Source organism: Domibacillus sp. PGB-M46 (genome assembly GCF_022668875.1).
GTDB lineage: Bacteria > Bacillota > Bacilli > Bacillales > Domibacillaceae > Domibacillus.
In genome coordinates this window covers 199332-216894 of sequence record NZ_JAKGCR010000001.1, presented here as the reverse complement: position 1 = coordinate 216894, position 17563 = coordinate 199332, and the positions used below count along the sequence as shown (strand labels likewise).

Genomic DNA, 17563 nt, shown 5'->3' with positions numbered 1-17563 from the left:
TATGTACTTCATTTTCTATATACCTCTGAAATAACAAAAGCTGCTTTCTTTTTAGAAAAGTTCCTTCTCTTTATGCATGATTAAAAGCAGTTTCACATAGTTTCACACAGAATAAAAAAAAAGCCGGCTGGGAGAACATGGCTGCAGCCGTATTTCCTCGGTCGGTCTGAATGACGCTTTTATCCAATTATTTTACTGCTGCAAAAACAAGTTGGCTGTTCATTCCGTAACAGTTAAAAGGAAATTGGTCCAGCAGGTTTGCTTCATCAACATGATAGTGCGAATTTGGGCACCAAAAAGCAGAGGTTAGTCTTATAAATAGCCAGCAGCTTCTAATTGACCAACGCGGGCAGGACAGAGCCGCTTTTGGCAGTAACGCGGGGGCAGAAAAACGGTTTCTTGAAACGATTTTAGCAGCAAATCGTATAAAAAGAAAAGGAGAGTGGCAGGAATGGACATAAAGCTGTTGGAAGAAAACACAGCGATTTTGCGAAAAAAAGAAGGTAAATGGATCGACAAACGGCTTGTTCTCCTAACCGCTGCCCAATTTGCCGCCAGACAGCAGCCAATTAACATAGAAGCGTTCAGGTCACTTTCAGCCCATATAAAAAAATCAGGATCAATGTTTTCTCCCCTTCGAACCATCCATTTTCCAATGGCTGGACTCTTGATGCTTCAAGGCGGCAGTGAAGAAGAGCGGATCGCCGAGCTGCACAGAAAGTATCACATTCTTCGTTCAGCTGGTTTCCGTTCTTCTCCGTACACGTATATTGCCGCTTTTTTAATAGGATCGTCTGTTCAGCCTGAACGGATAAAAGAAATGTACCATACAATGAAAAAGCATCACGTTTTACTTACATCAAATGAAGATTATCCAGCAGCTGCGATGATGGCCAGCCGGCCGGAAAGCATTCAAGAACTCGCAGGTGCCTCGGAACAGTATTATCATTTTTTTCATAAACATGGCTTTTGGAGAGGGAATGATCTTCAATTCCTGGCCAATATGCTTGTAGCGAATGGATTGTTTCGAGAAAGTGCCGCTAATGCTGTTTTACAGATGAAACGAAAGCTTGAGCAAAACGGTATCAAAGTAAAAAGCATGCATTATCCAGCACTTGGCATACTGGCGCTGTCCGGAAGAGCAGAAACATGTGTGCCGGCTGTGCATGAATTAAAAAATTCTTCCGCATTAAAATGGAATAAAGATATGGCTGTCATACTGGCCGCCGTGTTTGTTTCCCAGGAGATGATTCAATCGTCTGCCGGATTAACGGCGGCTGTTCAAGCGATGATTCAATCCCAGCAGGCGGTCATCGCTGCTTCCACAGCTGGTGCAGTAGCAGCTTCTTCTATATCAGGTGAATAAACCGGGCAGCCCCCCGGTTTATTTGTGTTCAAAAAGGGCAGGTTTAAAAGGATGTGGTTCCCTCTCTTCCTGGCTTTCGGTGTAATCTGTCACAGCGGTATAATCATTGATAAACCAGCTCAGCTATGTGGCAAAAAGCGACATAGACCCGGGCTGTCTTATTCTTTCCGTTATCCAATGTCTGCTCTTCACTTTTTGGGCTTGACGTAAATTGTCAGAACCGTTAAACTACTACTAACATATCTTTAGTACATTAGCGAACTAAAGTAAAAATATCTATGATCGGGTGATAAAGATGTCGAAGCTGTTAATGTTTGAAAAGCCAGTTGGAATGCGGGATACGCTGCCGCACATTTATGAAACGAAACGAAAAGTAAAAGAGGCGGCTGAGGGTGCCATGAGAAGCTGGGGCTACCGTTTTATTGAGACGCCGGCACTTGAATATTATGAGACAGTCGGAGACGCATCAGCCATTTTGGACCGCCAGCTGTTTAAGCTGCTTGACCAGCAGGGCAATACACTTGTGCTTCGTCCCGACATGACGGCGCCGATTGCGCGTGTGGCAGCATCGAAATTATTAAAAGAGCGTGTGCCGCTGCGCCTTGCTTATTCCGCGAGCGTATACCGCGCCCAGCAGCGTGAAGGTGGACGAGCTGCAGAATTTGAGCAAATTGGAGTAGAAATGATCGGTGATGAAACGATGAGTGCCGATGCGGAAGTGATTGCGCTGCTTGTATCTGTTATGAAGGAGACAGGTCTTGAGAAGTTTCAATTGTCTCTTGGGCACATTCGATTCACGGACGAGCTATTCCGCCAAATTCTTGGTACGGAAGAGCGGGCTGAACAACTGCGACGCTTCCTATATGAGAAAAACTATGTTGGCTACCGCGAGCATGTCAAAAACCTCCCGCTTTCATCTATCGATAAGCAGCGTTTGCTGCAATTCTTGAACTTGTCAGGCGGTATGGACTGTCTTGACGAAGCGGCAAAGCTGATCGAGGGAAGTGCAGGTGCCGAAGCGCTTGATGAACTCAGAATGGTGTTTGGCCGCCTGCAGGAATATGGCGTGGATGAGTATGTAACGTTTGATTTGCCGCTTGTCAGCCACATGAGCTATTACACAGGTCTTGTATTTGAAGTGTATGCGGACGGAGTGGGAGCACCCATCGGGAATGGCGGACGATATGACGATTTGCTTGGCAAATTTGGTCATCCAGCCGGTGCGACAGGTTTTGGCCTGCGGGTTGACTTTTTGCTTGAAGCCATTGGCCAGCTTGAAGACGAAGCAGGGATTCACTGTGTGCTGTTCAGTAACGACCGGCGTGTAGAAGCGATTGAGGAAGCGCAAAAACGCCGTGCGGCAGGAGAATGCGTGCTGCTTCAGGACGTGGCTGGGGTAAAAGATGTAGATTCATTCACAGAGTCATGCAAAAGTGTAACGTTTTTTGTCGGAAAATCATCAGGGGGGAACGTGTAATGTCCATGCTAACAATTGCGATGCCAAAAGGGCGGATCTTCGAAGAAGCGGCGGCGCTGATGCAGGAAGCAGGCTATAAGCTTCCGCCGGACTTGGATGAATCACGCAAGCTCATCATTGAAGTGCCGGAAGAAAATATGCGCTTTTTCCTGGCAAAGCCGATGGATGTAGCGACCTACGTTGAACACGGGGTAGCAGACGTCGGTATTGCCGGAAAAGACGTGCTGCTTGAAGAAGAGCGGGATGTATACGAATTGCTTGATTTGAAAATCAGTCCATGCTACCTGGCGGTGGCAGGACTTCCAGATACAACACTCAATGAAGTAGCGCCAAAAATTGCGACAAAATATCCAACCGTGGCGTCTGCCTACTTCCGTGAAAAAGGTGAGCAGGTAGAAATTATTAAGCTGAACGGTTCGATCGAACTGGCCCCTTTAATCGGGTTATCTGACCGAATTGTTGATATTGTATCAACTGGACGGACGCTGCGGGAAAACGGGCTTGTTGAATACGAAACGATTGTTGGCATCACATCCCGTTTAATTGTAAATCCAGTCAGCTACCGAATAAAAAACAAAGAGATCTCGAACCTTGTTAACCGCTTGACGGATACAATTGAAGAAAAGGCGGTACGGTAACATGATCCAGATCAAACAGGTAACACCGGGGCTTTCAATCAAACGGTCAGTAGATGCGGGAACAGAAGAACAGCAGCGCATCGTGCGTGATATTATTCAAGACGTTCGTGAAAACGGCGACCGCGCGCTGTTTGCTTATACAGAAAAGTTTGACGGAGCGAAGCTGTACAGCTTAAAGGTCACGCAGGATGAAATTAATGACGCCTATGCTGAGCTGGATGATGAGATCATTAAAATTATTCGTGAAGCAGCAGAGAATATCGCGGCTTTTCATGCAAAGCAAAAAAGAGAAACGTGGCTGTATACAAATGAAGACGGTTCGATCTTAGGTCAGAAAATGACGCCGCTTGACTCAGCGGGCGTATATGTACCAGGCGGCACAGCTGCTTATCCGTCGTCTGTTCTGATGAATGTGATGCCGGCTAAAACAGCCGGCGTGGAGCGGATTGTAATGGTATCGCCGCCGTCGGCAGACGGCCGTCTGCCGGCAGGTGTTCTAGTAGCAGCAGATATTGCTGGTGTAAAGGATATCTTTAAAGTCGGCGGCGCCCAGGCAGTAGCCGCTCTGGCATATGGAACGGAATCGATCCAGGCCGTTGATAAAATTACCGGACCGGGCAATATTTTTGTCGCGCTTGCGAAGCGGGAAGTGTTCGGTGATGTTGATATCGATATGATTGCCGGACCAAGTGAAATTGCCGTACTCGCAGATGACACAGCTTCCGCTAAAGAAGTGGCGGCGGATATGCTGTCACAAGCCGAACATGATACGCGTGCCTCGGCTGTTTTAGTCACGACGTCAGAGGCGCTTGCCAAAGAAGTGGCAGACCAAATCGAGCAGCAGCTTGCGGCATTGCCGCGGCAGGACATTGCACGGCCTTCTATTGAAGAGCATGGAGCGATTTACCTTACTTCAACATTGGAAGAAGCGGTTGAAACGATTAATGCGATTGCGCCGGAGCACTTGGAAATCATGACAGAAAATGCGCTGGAGCTGACGAAAGACATTAAGCATGCTGGGGCCATCTTTGTAGGCCGGTACTCATCTGAGCCGGTTGGCGACTACTTTGCCGGTCCGAACCATGTCCTTCCGACAAATGGCACAGCTCGCTTTTCAAGCCCGCTTAACGTAGACGACTTTATGAAAAAATCAAGCATCATTATGTATAGCAAGAAAGCATTCGACAAACACGGAGCCAAAATTGCCGCGTTTGCGCGACTGGAAGGATTAGAAGCACACGCCCGCGCCATTGAAGCGCGCAGCCAATAAAGGAGAGAGAGCAAATGGGGAATCGAAGTGCAGAGCTTCAGCGTTATACAGGTGAAACGAAAATTGACCTGGCATTCCAAATAGATGGAGAAGGAAAATCAAATATTCAAACAGGCGTGCCATTTATGGATCACATGCTGGATCTGTTTACACGCCATGGCCATTTTGATTTAACGGTTAAAGCAGATGGCGATGTGGAAGTAGATGACCACCATACAACGGAAGATATCGGTATCGTGCTCGGCATGGCGCTGAAGGAAGCGCTGGGCGATAAAAAAGGCATTAAGCGGTATGGAAATTTTTTCGTACCGATGGATGATACCCTCGCACAAGTCGTGGTGGATTTAAGTAACCGTCCTCATTTTGAAATCCGGGGCGCTGACTTTCCATCGCAAAAAGTCGGCACCTTTGATACAGAGCTTGTACACGAATTTTTATGGAAATTCGCGCTTGAGGCTCGTATGAACCTGCATGTGATTATTCATTACGGAACAAACACACATCATATGATTGAAGCGGTATTTAAAGCGATGGCCCGTGCGATCGATGAAGCAGTCACGATTGACCCGCGCGTAAAAGGTGTGCCGTCAACGAAGGGAATGTTATAAATGATCGGAATTATCGATTATGGCATGGGCAATTTGTTCAGCGTATCGAAAGCACTTGAGCGAATTGGCATTCCATATGTGATTAGTGAATCACCAGAAGAGCTAAACAACACAAAAGGCGTTATTTTGCCGGGTGTCGGTGCGTTTAAAGATGCGATGGCCCGACTTCGTGAAACGAATCTTGATCAGTTTATTCATCAGTATGTGGACAGCGGCCGTCCGCTTCTTGGCATCTGTCTCGGTATGCAGCTTTTGTTTGAAGAAAGTGAAGAAAATGGAGAGTTTGAAGGACTTGGCCTGCTCAAGGGACGGATTGTTCACATTCCAGACCGCGATGCGAACGGTGAGCGGCTGAAAGTGCCGCATATGGGCTGGAACAAGCTTCATTTTCACCAGGATGCACCGGTACTTGAAGGCATCGAAGATGGTTATGTATACTTCGTTCATTCGTATTATGCGGACGGAGTAGATGAAAAAGCACTTTTGGCAAGCGCGGATTATGGCGTGCAGGTACCGGCTGTTGTCGGGCAGAAGAACGTGTCAGGCATGCAGTTTCACCCGGAAAAAAGCAGCAAAACCGGTATGCAGCTGCTGACAAACTTTGCAAAAGCGATGGAACGATCGGAGGACATGCTATGAGTTTTACTATTTACCCGGCTATTGATATGCGCGGCGGCAAATGCGTCCGCCTTGTGCAGGGGGACTATAACCAGGAAACGGTTTACGGGGACTCGCCATTTGATATGGCGAAGTCCTTTGTAGAGCAGGGAGCCGAATGGATTCATATGGTTGATCTTGATGGAGCAAAAGACGGCCAGCGTGTAAATGATACATTTGTGATTGAAGCAGCCCAAAAGCTGAATGCGAAGGTGCAAATCGGCGGCGGCATCCGGACGGAAGAAGATGTAAAGCATTATCTGGACAATGGTGTAGATCGGGTGATCATTGGCAGCCTGGCTGTAAAGGAGCCGGAGCTTGTCAAACAGTGGCTTCGTACATATGGAGAAAAAATCGCGATCGGCCTTGATGCAAAAAATGGCTTTGTGGCTACACATGGCTGGCTTGAGACGTCATCTGTAAAAGCGGTAGACCTTGCTAAAGAATTCGCGGAAGCAGGTGCCGAAACGTTTATCTTTACGGATATCGCCAACGACGGCATGCTGTCTGGACCAAACGTAGAAGCAACAGCGGAGCTTGCACGGGAAACAGGAAAAAGCGTCATTGCTTCCGGCGGTGTTTCATCACTGGACGATTTGCGTGCACTCGCAAAATGGAAGGAAGACGGACTCTCTGGTGCAATCTGCGGAAAATCGATTTATACAGGCCGCTTCACCGTGAAAGAAGCGCTGGAGGTGGCGGCCGAATGATGACAAAACGCATCATCCCCTGCCTGGATGTAAAAGAAGGGCGTGTCGTAAAGGGAATTCAATTTGTAGAGCTGCGTGACGCGGGAGACCCGGTGGAATTGGCGCGTGTTTATGATGAGCAGGGAGCGGACGAGCTTGTGTTTTTAGATATATCTGCATCGGTAGAAGGGCGCAAAACGATGGTAGATGTGGTGCAGGCTGTTGCGTCAGAGCTTGCGATTCCCTTTACGGTCGGCGGCGGCATTAACGCTCTTGAAGATATGAAACGCATTTTACGTGCAGGCGCAGATAAAGTATCATTGAATACAGCGGCTGTAAACAATCCGGACTTGATCAATGAAGGAGCCGCATTTTTCGGCTCCCAATGTATCGTGATTGCCATTGATGCAAAATATGATGAATCAATTGGAACGTGGCGCGTCTATACACACGGCGGACGTACGCCAACTGAGCGGACCGTCATTGACTGGGCAAAAGAAGCGGTCGAGCGCGGTGCCGGGGAAATTTTGCTGACAAGCATGGACGAAGACGGGAGCAAGCAAGGCTTTGATATTGCCCTGACAAAAGCAGTTGGTGATGCAGTCTCGGTTCCGGTGATTGCGTCAGGCGGTGCTGGGGGCGCAGAGCACTTTTTGGATGTGTTTACAGAAGCGAAGGCTGATGCAGCGCTTGCCGCTTCTATTTTTCATTATAAAGAAACCGGCGTTGGAGAGGTCAAACAATTTTTGCGAAATGCAGAGGTGAACGTCAGATGATTGACGAAGTGAAGTTTGATGAAAAAGGACTCGTGCCTGCCATTGTACAGGATGCGACGACGTATGAAGTATTAACACTTGCTTATATGAATGAGGAATCTCTAAAAAAAACGATGGAAACAGGCGAAACGTGGTTTTACAGCCGTTCCCGCCAGGAGCTTTGGCATAAAGGAGCGACAAGCGGCCATACACAAAAAGTCGTTTCCATGCAGTTTGACTGCGATAAAGATGCGATCGTTGTAAAAGTGGAGCCGACTGGTCCTGCCTGCCACCGCGGCACAACAAGCTGCTTCGATGAACCCTTTTACGGAGAGGACAATGTGTCACTTCCATATTCCATTCTGCAGCAGCTGGAGCAGGTTATTGCAGACCGTGAGCAAAACCGTCCGGAAGGTGCTTATACAACGTATTTGTTTGAAAAAGGCGTCGATAAGATTTTGAAAAAAGTCGGCGAAGAAGCGGCAGAAGTCATTATTGCCGCGAAAAATCGCGACAAGGAAGAGCTTCAGTGGGAAGCAGCCGATCTGTTGTACCATCTGCTTGTTCTGCTGCGTGAACAGGATTTAGCTTTGGACGATGTGTTATCCGTTCTAGCACGCCGCCACGAAGGGAAAGACAAAGAATAAAAAAAGCCGGCCTTTTTTAGGCCGGCTTTTCATCTGTTTTTCTGCTGGTACGTATGCTATACTACATAAGTTAATCATACAGAACGTACGGAGGATTTTCATGGGAAATGACTCAATGCGCCGGAAACAGAAAGAGAATGTTGTCTCATTTTTTCCGACAGGAGAGTTTTATTATATAAAAGGCATGAAGGCGCTTGAAAAAAGAGAGCTGCCGAAAGCAAAAAAATACCTTTCGCGTGCCATGGATCTTGAGCCGCTGGAACCTGTTATTGCTTGTCAGCTCGCCATTGTGGAAACGGAGCTTGGGCATTATGAGCAATCAAACGGCCTGCTTCACTTTGTACTGGATGACTTGGATCCTCATATGACGGAGTGTCATTATTTTCTTGCGAACAATTATGCACACCTCGGTTCGTTTAAAGAAGCTTTTCGCCATGCACAAATGTATTTGGATTTAGCTGAGCACGGGGAGTACCGGGAAGACGCGGAAGACCTGCTCGATTTGATTACGCTCGATCATGAAGAAGAGTTCGAGGACTTGTCCGAACAGGATGAGATGATTGAAATGCAGGAAAAATCACGATTCCTGCTTGAAAGCGGCCATTTTGCCAAAGCGGCGGAACACTTGGAAGAAACAGTTAAGAAGTACCCGGATTTCTGGGCAGCATACAATAATCTTGCACTGGCCTATTTTTATCTTGGACAATCAGAAAAAGCATACGGGGTGCTTGAGGATGTACTTGAGCGCAACCCGGGCAACCTGCACGCCATCTGTAATAAAATCGTGTTTTACTTTTACGAAAAAAAACAGGAACAACTGAACGATTTAGCAAACCAGCTGGCGAAAATTCAGCCGCTTATCCCAGATCAGCAATTTAAAATCGGTGCTACCTTTGCCCTGATTGGACGATATAAAGAGGCTTACCGCTGGCTGAAAAAACTCCAGAAAAGCGGGTTTGAGGGAGATGCCGGGTTTTACTACTGGCTTTCCTATGCAGCCCACCACACAGACCATCCGCAAACCGCACGCTCGGCCTGGAAAAAAGTATTGCAGGATAATCCGGAAAAAGAGGGACTTGAGCCGTGGGGAGCTGGAAGAGCAGAAAGTGAAATAGAACGTGATCCGGAGGCGATTATCGGCTATTTAAATGGGAAACGGGATGAAGAGCGACTGTTCGGCATTTTCCTGCTTTCGTTAGCGGCCGATCATAAAGAAATCATGACGCATCCGAAGTTTTGTGACATTGAAACACTGCAGCCATACGAAAAAATTTACCTGGCGGACATCCTCGGCATGCCGATCGATCATACGCTTTTAAGTGAAATGAATACGCGTCTTGCCCATGAAACGGCTCTTGTTTTATACCGTCATTTCCGGCCGCTTGGCTCACAGGAAGCAGGATTGTTTTTAATGTGGTTCTCTATTTTCCTGGAACTGCAATATCAAAAAGCAAATATGACGAAGCCAGCGGGTCTTGCCGCTGCAGTAGAATACGTATGGCGCAAACTGCGCAATGAACCGTTTAGTCAGTCGGAAGCGGGGGGGAAATATAGCGTATCCGTTTCAACAGTACAAAAGTACGCTAAATTTATTCGTGAACACCTGCTTTGAGCAGAATAATAGACGGAATAAAGGAATTTCAGTACGATGAAAGTAACATCTTACTTATACGCTTGAGGGTATTTATTTTGATCATAAAGGAGAATCAACTATGACAGCTGAAGAAAAAATTTATGATGTCATTATTATCGGTGCCGGCCCTGCAGGGATGACGGCGGCTGTGTATACATCCCGGGCTAACCTTTCTACGCTCATGATCGAGCGCGGTGTACCGGGCGGGCAAATGGCCAATACGGAAGAAGTAGAAAACTACCCAGGCTATGACCATATTCTAGGGCCTGAGCTTTCAACAAAAATGTTTGATCACGCGAAAAAATTCGGTGCTGAATATGCATACGGCGATATCAAATCCATTACAGACGGCAAGGAATATAAAACCGTTAATGCAGGTTCAAAGCAGTATAAAGCACGTGCAATCATTATTACAACAGGTGCACAATACAAAAAAATCGGCGTGCCGGGTGAAAATGAACTGGGCGGCCGCGGTGTGTCATATTGTGCAGTATGTGACGGCGCGTTCTTTAAAGAAAAAGAACTGGTTGTTGTGGGCGGCGGAGACTCTGCCGTTGAAGAAGGCGTTTATTTAACACGCTTTGCGAAAAAAGTAACGATTGTTCACCGCCGCGATGAACTGCGCGCACAAAAGATTTTGCAGGATCGCGCTTTTGCGAATGAAAAGGTAGACTTTATCTGGAGCCACACGGTAAAAGAAATTAACGAAAAAGATGGGAAAGTCGGCAGCGTAACGCTTGTTTCAACCAAAACGGGTGAAGAGCGCCCATTTCCGGCAGATGGTGTATTTATTTACATCGGTATGGTGCCGCTGACAAAGCCATTTGAAAGCCTGGGCATCACAAATGATGAAGGCTACATTGTAACGAATGAGAAAATGGAAACGAAAATTCCTGGCATTTACGCAGCCGGTGACGTACGCGAGAAAATGCTTCGTCAAATCGTTACAGCTACAGGAGACGGAAGTATTGCTGCCCAAGCAGCCCAGCATTTCGTAGAAGAATTAAAAGAAGAACTCGGTGTAAAAGCGTAACCTTTTCTTTACGTTCTCGTCATCGTTTTGAAATATAAGGGTGGTATAGTAAAGATGTAATCAAACTGCCCCCTGCAGCTTTTTTACACGCGTCTGGTACTCAGTACCAGGCGCTTTTTTTTGAGGTCCACAGGAAGTGGGTCACAAAAGCGTTGCCGCGGGACGCGGCGTTTTTAGCTTTTGATCCATTGTGTGAAAAATTTCTAACCATGTCCAGCTCCGGGCGCCAACGGGCTCGAGGTCATAAGTCAGAGCGGCTGTGTGGCAAAAGGCGCCACTGGCCAACTCCGCCTTATGCTTGTCGCTGCTGGTCAGGCGCCCTGTGCTTTTCTTATAAAAAACACCCGGCAGCGTTGCACTTATTCGGCTGTCACCGTATAATGAAGGAAATATCTGTTGGCAGTTTGACGGGGGTGTTATTGTGCAGCGTGTCACAAATTGTGTACTGATGAGAGATGGGCAGGTTTTATTAATGCAAAAGCCCCGCCGCAATTGGTGGGTGGCGCCAGGAGGCAAAATGGAGCCTGGTGAATCCGTACGGGATGCAGTGATTCGAGAGTATCGGGAGGAAACAGGTTTATATTTGCGCAACCCGAATGTAAAAGGAATTTTCACATTTATTATTGAAGATGGCGAAAAAGTGATGGATGAATGGATGATGTTCACTTTTTTTGCAGACCAGGCCGATGGCAGTCCGCTGACTCACACGCGGGAAGGCGATCTGCATTGGAAGCCGGTTGAAGAATTAAAAGAACTGCCGATGGCAGAAGGAGACCGCCATCTGCTTGAATATATGGTGCATGGGACCGGCCTGCTTTATGGAGCCTTTACATATACACCTGATTTTGAGTTGATCTCGTATCGACTGGACCCAAGCTGATGGAAGAGAGGGGACTAACAATGGCGAATGATGTACAGCTTGTAATTATTACAGGAATGTCTGGAGCTGGTAAAACGGTGGCCGTTCAAAGCTTTGAGGATCTTGGCTTCTATTGTATGGACAATTTGCCGCCAACACTCCTGCAGCCGTTTTTAACGTTGATGAAAGATTCGGGGCAAAAGCTAAAAAAAGTAGCCATCGTTATGGACATGCGCGGGCGCGAGTTTTTTGACCATCTGCAGACCGCTCTTGACGAAGCGGCCGAAACATTAAACACGGCACCGAGGGTGTTATTCTTAGATGCAGAAGATGAAGTATTGGTGCGCCGGTATAAAGAAACACGCCGCACGCATCCTCTGTCGCGTGATGATCGCCCGCTTGACGGCATTCATCAGGAACGTGAGCTGTTAAACGACCTGCGCGGCCGTGCAAATATGATTTTAAATACATCCCAAATGAAGCCGAAGGATTTGCGTGAAAATATTATGAGAGAGTTTTCACCAAATAAACAGGCTTCTTTTACGGTAAATGTCATGTCATTCGGTTTTAAACATGGCCTTCCGATTGACGCGGATCTTGTTTTTGATGTTCGTTTTTTGCCGAATCCGCACTATATTGAGCACATGCGTCCACGCACAGGACTTGAAACGGACGTAGCCGAATATGTGATGAAATGGAATGACACACAGAAGTTTTTAGAAAAAGTGACCGATTTGCTGACCTTTATGCTGCCGCATTATAAAATGGAAGGCAAATCACAGCTGGTAATTGCCATTGGCTGTACCGGCGGACAGCACCGGTCTGTTGCTTTAGCAGAGTATTTGGCTAATTACTTTGCAGACGGGTATCAAACGCGCGTGACACACCGTGACATTGACAAGAGAAAGGCCGCAAAAGCATGACGTCCCGGCAGCCGAAAGTTGTCATAATCGGCGGGGGAACCGGTCTTTCAGTCCTGCTTCGGGGGCTTAAGCGCCATCCGATTGACCTTACCGCTATTGTCACTGTAGCAGATGACGGGGGCAGTTCTGGGAGGCTTCGGTCCGAACTAAATATTCCGCCGCCTGGTGATATTCGCAATGTGCTTGCGGCGCTTTCTGATGTAGAGCCGCTCGTAGAGTCTTTGTTTCAGCATCGGTTTACAACGAACAATGAATTGTCAGGGCACGCCCTTGGCAATTTAATGATTGCCGCGCTTTCTTCGATTACAGGCGATTTCGGACATGCAATTCAGGAAATGAGCCGGGTACTCAATGTTCGGGGAAAAGTGCTTCCGGCTGCTAATCAAAGTGTCGTGCTTCATGCGGAGATGGAAGACGGGACGTTTGTGTCCGGTGAATCTAAAATCCCCTATTCCGGCAAAAAAATCCGCCGGGTGTTTTTAACACCGGAGCACATTGAGCCGCTTCCAGAGACGATCCGTTCTATTCGGGAAGCAGATATGATTATTCTCGGCCCAGGCAGTTTATATACAAGTATTCTGCCGAATTTGCTTGTGCCTGGTATAGGAGAAGAAGTGTGTGCTTCAAAGGCAAAAAAAGTGTATATTTGCAATTTAATGACACAGGCAGGGGAAACCCTTGATTTTACAGCATCAGATCATGTCCAGGCGATCTATGATCACTTGAACTGCTCGGTGATGGACACGATTTTAGTCAATAAGGAACCCGTTCCGGCAGACATACAGGAACTGTACAAAGAAGAAATGGCGAAACCGGTCGTATATGACGTGGAAAGGCTGCGGGTGCTCGGGCTGGATGCCATCTTTGATGACATTCTGACATTCGAGAACTCTATAATCCGCCATGATACAGCCAAAGTCGCTGAAATACTTGTGCGCCTCATCCCAAAACGGTAAGCGGGTTCAAGAGAGGAGTGGATGATGGTGTCTTTTGCATCAGAAACAAAAAAAGAGTTAACGACGATTGAAACGAGCGGATGCTGCGCGAAAGCAGAGCTATCTGCCCTGATCCGGATGAATGGCTCCCTGTCGTTTTCAAACCGGCAGCTTGTTGTAAACATTCAAACGGAAAATGCGGCCATTGCCCGGCGCATTTATGTATTAATTAAACGAAATTACGACGCGGCGGTTGAACTGCTGGTCCGCAAAAAAATGCGGTTAAAGAAAAACAATGTCTATATTGTGCGGTTAAAGGAAAATGCACAGGTTATATTGGACGACTTGGGCATTATTGAAGACGGCTTTTCGTTTATTCATCATATTGCTTCACGGATAACGGAAAAAAACTGCTGCCAGCGTACGTATCTGCGCGGCGCTTTTTTAGCGGGGGGCTCGGTCAACAATCCCGAAACCTCGTCTTACCATTTGGAGATTTTTTCTTTATACCAGGAGCATAATGAAGCGTTATGCACTTTAATGAATGAATTTAGCTTGAATGCGAAAACGCTCGAACGAAAAAAAGGATTTATTACGTATTTAAAAGAAGCAGAAAAAATTTCTGATTTCTTTAGTATTGTAGGAGCGCACAGCGCGCTCATGCGGTTTGAGGACGTGCGGATTGTCCGGGACATGAGAAACTCCGTCAACCGCCTTGTAAACTGTGAAACAGCGAATTTGAACAAAACGATCGGGGCGGCTTTGCGCCAGGTCGAAAATATAAAGTTTATTGATCAAACGGTCGGTCTCGGTATTTTGCCAGACCGGCTGCGTGAAATTGCAGAGCTGCGGGTTCTTCATCAAGATGTAACATTAAAAGAGCTTGGAGAAATGGTATCAGGCGCAGCAATCAGCAAATCAGGCATTAACCACCGTCTGCGCAAAATTGATGAAATAGCAGATAAGATCCGGGCCGGTGAAATGGCGGCAGCCGAGAAATAAAAAGGATGTGGCAACATGGCAGAAAAAACAGTACATGTACAATTGAAATCTGGTTTACAGGCAAGACCGGCTGCTCTTTTTGTACAGGAAGCAGCTCGCTTTCATTCAGAAATTTTTCTTGAGAAAGACGGAAGAAAATATAATGCGAAAAGCATTATGGGGATCATGAGCATTGCTTTGAATACCGGAGAAGAAGTGACAATCAGCGCAGAAGGCCGCGACAGTGAGGAAGCAGTCGAAAAAATGGCCTCACTCATCGAACGGGAAGAATGGATATAAAAAAGCGCCCTGCCAATTCGGCAGGGCGCTTTCTTTGCACAATAGACAGAAACTGCATTACAGAAGAATGATTGACATGCCAAAAGAGCGGATGACCGGTCAGGCTGCTCAAATCTTAACCCTGTCATAGATAAAAAAGCAAAATAAAAAAACCAGCAGCTTAAAGAATAAGCCGCTGGTTTTTGGGACGTCCTCGGCAGGAATCGAACCTGCATTTCAAGCTTCGGAGGCTTGCGTGCTATCCGTTGCACCACGAGGACATGTGATTTACGGTACAATTTAAGATTATAGAGTAAGGTTTGAATAAATGCAATAGAAATTTGAAAAAATATTTACAGAAAGAAAAACAGTTTCGTTTAGCAGGATTTTGAAAGGGAAAAGAAGAAAACGTACATAAACAAAAGCATAATGTTTGACCTTCACTGACCTTGGATTGTATGATGGTTAAACAATAAAGCTATTATCCAAAGGAGGAACCACAGTATGAATTTAATTCCTACAGTTATTGAACAAACAAACCGCGGTGAACGCGCGTATGACATTTATTCCCGTTTGTTGAAAGACCGCATTATTATGCTTGGAAGCGGCATTGATGATAATGTGGCAAACTCAATCGTAGCTCAGCTTTTGTTCCTTGAAGCGGAAAACCCAGAAAAAGATATTTCTATCTACATCAACAGCCCGGGCGGCAGTATCACAGCTGGTATGGCGATCTACGATACGATGCAGTTTATTAAACCGAATGTACAGACGATCTGTATCGGTATGGCTGCTTCCATGGGGGCTTTCCTTCTTGCTGCAGGTACACCAGGCAAGCGTTACGCTCTTCCGAACAGTGAAGTCATGATTCACCAGCCGCTTGGCGGAGCGCAGGGCCAGGCAACAGAAATCGAAATCGCAGCGAAGCGTATTCTATTCCTTCGTGAGAAATTAAACGGTATCCTGTCAGAGCGCACTGGCCAGCCGCTTGAAGTCATTGCACGCGACACAGACCGCGATAACTTTATGACAGCGGATCGTGCGAAAGAATATGGCCTTGTAGACCATATCGTTACACGTAATGAAGTGACAAACAAAGAAGAAAAATAAGGAATTCCAAAAGACCTGCTGCAGCGGGTCTTTTTTTTCATGCTGCTAATCTGTATAATAGCGGTAAGGGGGAGATGGGGATGAATATGCAAATGAAGCCGGGACTCTGGCAGCAGCAGACGATGAAGCTGGCCATGACGCAGGAATTAACGCAGGCCATTACATTGCTTCAATATTCAGCACAGGAGCTGGCAGCGTTTTTGGAAACAAAGGCCGTCGAGAACCCGTTTATTCAATTAGAAACGCCTTCATTGAAAGCGCTTCATAAAAAAGAACGTGCCCAGTCAGGAGCAAAAGCGGCAGACGATAAAAACTGGATCGAGCACATTGCGGATTCTTCTTATACGATTACGGATTATGTGCAGGCTCAATTTCAGCTGAAAGAATTATCCGATAAACAAAAACGGATTCTTCGTTTTTTATTAGATAACATGGACGAAAACGGCTATATGACGATTAATAGCGAGGAAGCAGCCGCCTTAACGGGAGAGAACAAAAGCGAAGTCCAATCGGTACTTGATATGATCAAGTGGATGGAGCCGGCAGGAATCGGATCCGGCAGTTTGCAGGAATGTCTTCTTCTGCAGGTGGAACGGCGCCTCGATGCACCTTTTTTAGCGGAAACGATTCTCCGCAGTCATTTTATCGAGTTTGCTAATAAAACATGGAAGCCGCTCGCCAAAAAGCTTGGTGTTGAACTAAAGGACATTCAGCAGGCGGCTGATTTTATTCGAACATTAAATCCAAAGCCGGGGGCTTCTTTCGGAAACGGATCTTCCTGCTATGTGCAGCCTGATGTAGCGGTAACCGTCAGCGGAGAAACGATAGAAGTTCATCTTTATGATGATGATTTACCGAAAGTTATTTTTGAAAAAGAATATTTTAATGAATTGGCTTCGCATGCGGACAAAGAAGTGAAGCGGTTTATAAAAGAAAAAGAAAAAGACTATCAGTGGCTTATGAGAAGCCTTGAGCAAAGACAGCAGACCATACAGCGGGTAGGACTTAAAATTGTAGAAAAGCAGCGCCGTTTTTTCTTTGACGGACCGGGCTCCCTGCAGCCGCTTACGATGAAAGACATTGCTGAAGAGCTGAACATTCACGAATCAACCGTAAGCCGGACCGTACGGGGGAAGTACATGCAGACTCCGTTTGGCACATACGAATTAAAAACCTTTTTCCCATCCGGTATGGCTGCTTCCTCCGAAGAAGGCGAAACGGCCTCTTCCAACCAGGTGAAAATACGTATTCAGGTGCTCGTCTCGGCGGAAGACAAGAAAAAGCCGCTGTCTGACCAGGCTATTTGTTCTGCACTTTTAACAGAAGGGATGGCTGTTTCAAGAAGAACAGTCGCCAAATACAGAGAACAATTAAATATACCTTCTTCAGCAAAGCGTAAAAGATATGAATAAGAGCGATCATATGACGATTTATTTTTATACGAGACCAGGCTGCCATTTGTGTGATGACGCTAAAAAAGTCGTCGCCCCCATCGCACAGGAATTGAATATAGAGATGCTCGAACGAAACATTGATACAAAAGATGAATGGACAGAAAAATACGGTTTAATGATTCCGGTTGTTGAAATGGGGGGAGAGCTTATGGCTTATGGCCACGTGGAACGCCTTTCTCTCTTCACACAACTGAAAGGAAGAGTTAACGAATAATTTAAAAAAATAACGAGCTCTTTTCGTTGATTTTT

At 46.5% G+C, this 17563-nt stretch carries 19 protein-coding genes and 1 tRNA gene; 19 read left to right on the top strand and 1 reads right to left on the bottom strand.

Features of this window, described 5'->3' with window-relative positions; all coding sequences use genetic code 11:
* Positions 1-451 precede the first annotated feature (451 nt).
* The 16 genes from L2D08_RS01045 to L2D08_RS00970 all read left to right on the top strand — a co-directional run bounded on the left by L2D08_RS01045 (position 452) and on the right by L2D08_RS00970 (position 14771).
* Complete coding sequence (locus tag L2D08_RS01045) at positions 452-1366, top strand: DUF4003 family protein (RefSeq protein ID WP_242231853.1); 915 nt, start codon at positions 452-454, stop codon at positions 1364-1366.
* A gap of 295 nt (positions 1367-1661) precedes the next feature.
* A complete protein-coding gene (locus L2D08_RS01040; protein WP_242231852.1) occupies positions 1662-2843 on the top strand; it encodes an ATP phosphoribosyltransferase regulatory subunit in 1182 nt (393 codons plus the stop codon).
* A complete protein-coding gene (hisG, locus tag L2D08_RS01035) occupies positions 2843-3481 on the top strand; it encodes an ATP phosphoribosyltransferase (protein ID WP_242231851.1) in 639 nt (212 codons plus the stop codon). The genes L2D08_RS01040 and hisG overlap by 1 nt, the downstream gene beginning before the upstream one ends.
* Positions 3482-3485: 4 nt before the next feature.
* On the top strand, positions 3486-4751 hold the full coding sequence (hisD, locus tag L2D08_RS01030) for a histidinol dehydrogenase (RefSeq protein WP_242232041.1): 1266 nt from the start codon (positions 3486-3488) through the stop codon (positions 4749-4751).
* A 14-nt stretch (positions 4752-4765) separates the two neighbouring features.
* Positions 4766-5359: an imidazoleglycerol-phosphate dehydratase HisB gene (gene hisB / locus L2D08_RS01025; RefSeq protein ID WP_242231850.1), complete on the top strand. Its 594-nt coding sequence runs from the start codon at positions 4766-4768 to the stop codon at positions 5357-5359.
* Positions 5360-5998, top strand: coding sequence for an imidazole glycerol phosphate synthase subunit HisH (gene hisH / locus L2D08_RS01020; protein ID WP_242231849.1), 639 nt, complete (start codon positions 5360-5362; stop codon positions 5996-5998).
* Positions 5995-6726 carry a 1-(5-phosphoribosyl)-5-[(5-phosphoribosylamino)methylideneamino]imidazole-4-carboxamide isomerase gene (hisA, locus tag L2D08_RS01015; protein WP_242231848.1) on the top strand — a complete coding sequence of 244 codons (732 nt, stop codon included), beginning with the start codon at positions 5995-5997 and terminating at the stop codon, positions 6724-6726. Before hisH ends, hisA begins: the two co-directional genes overlap by 4 nt.
* Complete coding sequence (gene hisF / locus L2D08_RS01010; protein ID WP_242231847.1) at positions 6723-7481, top strand: imidazole glycerol phosphate synthase subunit HisF; 759 nt, start codon at positions 6723-6725, stop codon at positions 7479-7481. The genes hisA and hisF overlap by 4 nt, the downstream gene beginning before the upstream one ends.
* Positions 7478-8107, top strand: coding sequence for a bifunctional phosphoribosyl-AMP cyclohydrolase/phosphoribosyl-ATP diphosphatase HisIE (hisIE, locus tag L2D08_RS01005; RefSeq protein ID WP_242231846.1), 630 nt, complete (start codon positions 7478-7480; stop codon positions 8105-8107). The genes hisF and hisIE overlap by 4 nt, the downstream gene beginning before the upstream one ends.
* A gap of 100 nt (positions 8108-8207) precedes the next feature.
* Entirely contained in the window at positions 8208-9719 is a 1512-nt protein-coding gene (locus L2D08_RS01000) for a tetratricopeptide repeat protein (protein WP_242231845.1), read from the top strand.
* A 100-nt stretch (positions 9720-9819) separates the two neighbouring features.
* Positions 9820-10773 (top strand): thioredoxin-disulfide reductase, encoded by a 954-nt coding sequence (trxB, locus tag L2D08_RS00995; protein WP_242231844.1) that lies wholly within the window; start codon positions 9820-9822, stop codon positions 10771-10773.
* A gap of 421 nt (positions 10774-11194) precedes the next feature.
* Complete coding sequence (locus L2D08_RS00990; RefSeq protein WP_242231843.1) at positions 11195-11653, top strand: NUDIX hydrolase; 459 nt, start codon at positions 11195-11197, stop codon at positions 11651-11653.
* 20 nt (positions 11654-11673) lie between these two features.
* Positions 11674-12555, top strand: coding sequence for an RNase adapter RapZ (gene rapZ, locus L2D08_RS00985; RefSeq protein WP_242231842.1), 882 nt, complete (start codon positions 11674-11676; stop codon positions 12553-12555).
* Positions 12552-13511, top strand: a complete 960-nt coding sequence (locus L2D08_RS00980; protein ID WP_242231841.1) for a gluconeogenesis factor YvcK family protein — start codon at positions 12552-12554, stop codon at positions 13509-13511. The genes rapZ and L2D08_RS00980 overlap by 4 nt, the downstream gene beginning before the upstream one ends.
* 27 nt (positions 13512-13538) lie before the next feature.
* Positions 13539-14492, top strand: a complete 954-nt coding sequence (whiA, locus tag L2D08_RS00975) for a DNA-binding protein WhiA (RefSeq protein ID WP_242231840.1) — start codon at positions 13539-13541, stop codon at positions 14490-14492.
* Between the two features lie 15 nt (positions 14493-14507).
* Complete coding sequence (locus tag L2D08_RS00970; RefSeq protein WP_242231839.1) at positions 14508-14771, top strand: HPr family phosphocarrier protein; 264 nt, start codon at positions 14508-14510, stop codon at positions 14769-14771.
* Between the two features lie 188 nt (positions 14772-14959).
* On the opposite strand, the gene L2D08_RS00965 is transcribed toward L2D08_RS00970, so the two are convergent.
* A tRNA-Arg gene (locus tag L2D08_RS00965) sits at positions 14960-15031 on the bottom strand.
* Between the two features lie 202 nt (positions 15032-15233).
* On the opposite strand from L2D08_RS00965, the gene clpP reads away from it, so the two are divergent.
* The 3 genes from clpP (at position 15234) to L2D08_RS00950 (ending at position 17528) form a co-directional block, all read left to right on the top strand.
* Positions 15234-15860, top strand: a complete 627-nt coding sequence (gene clpP / locus L2D08_RS00960; protein ID WP_309091215.1) for an ATP-dependent Clp endopeptidase proteolytic subunit ClpP — start codon at positions 15234-15236, stop codon at positions 15858-15860.
* A gap of 80 nt (positions 15861-15940) precedes the next feature.
* Positions 15941-17272, top strand: a complete 1332-nt coding sequence (rpoN, locus tag L2D08_RS00955) for an RNA polymerase factor sigma-54 (RefSeq protein WP_309241318.1) — start codon at positions 15941-15943, stop codon at positions 17270-17272.
* A 10-nt stretch (positions 17273-17282) separates the two neighbouring features.
* Positions 17283-17528 carry a glutaredoxin family protein gene (locus tag L2D08_RS00950; protein ID WP_242231837.1) on the top strand — a complete coding sequence of 82 codons (246 nt, stop codon included), beginning with the start codon at positions 17283-17285 and terminating at the stop codon, positions 17526-17528.
* Positions 17529-17563: the final 35 nt, after the last annotated feature.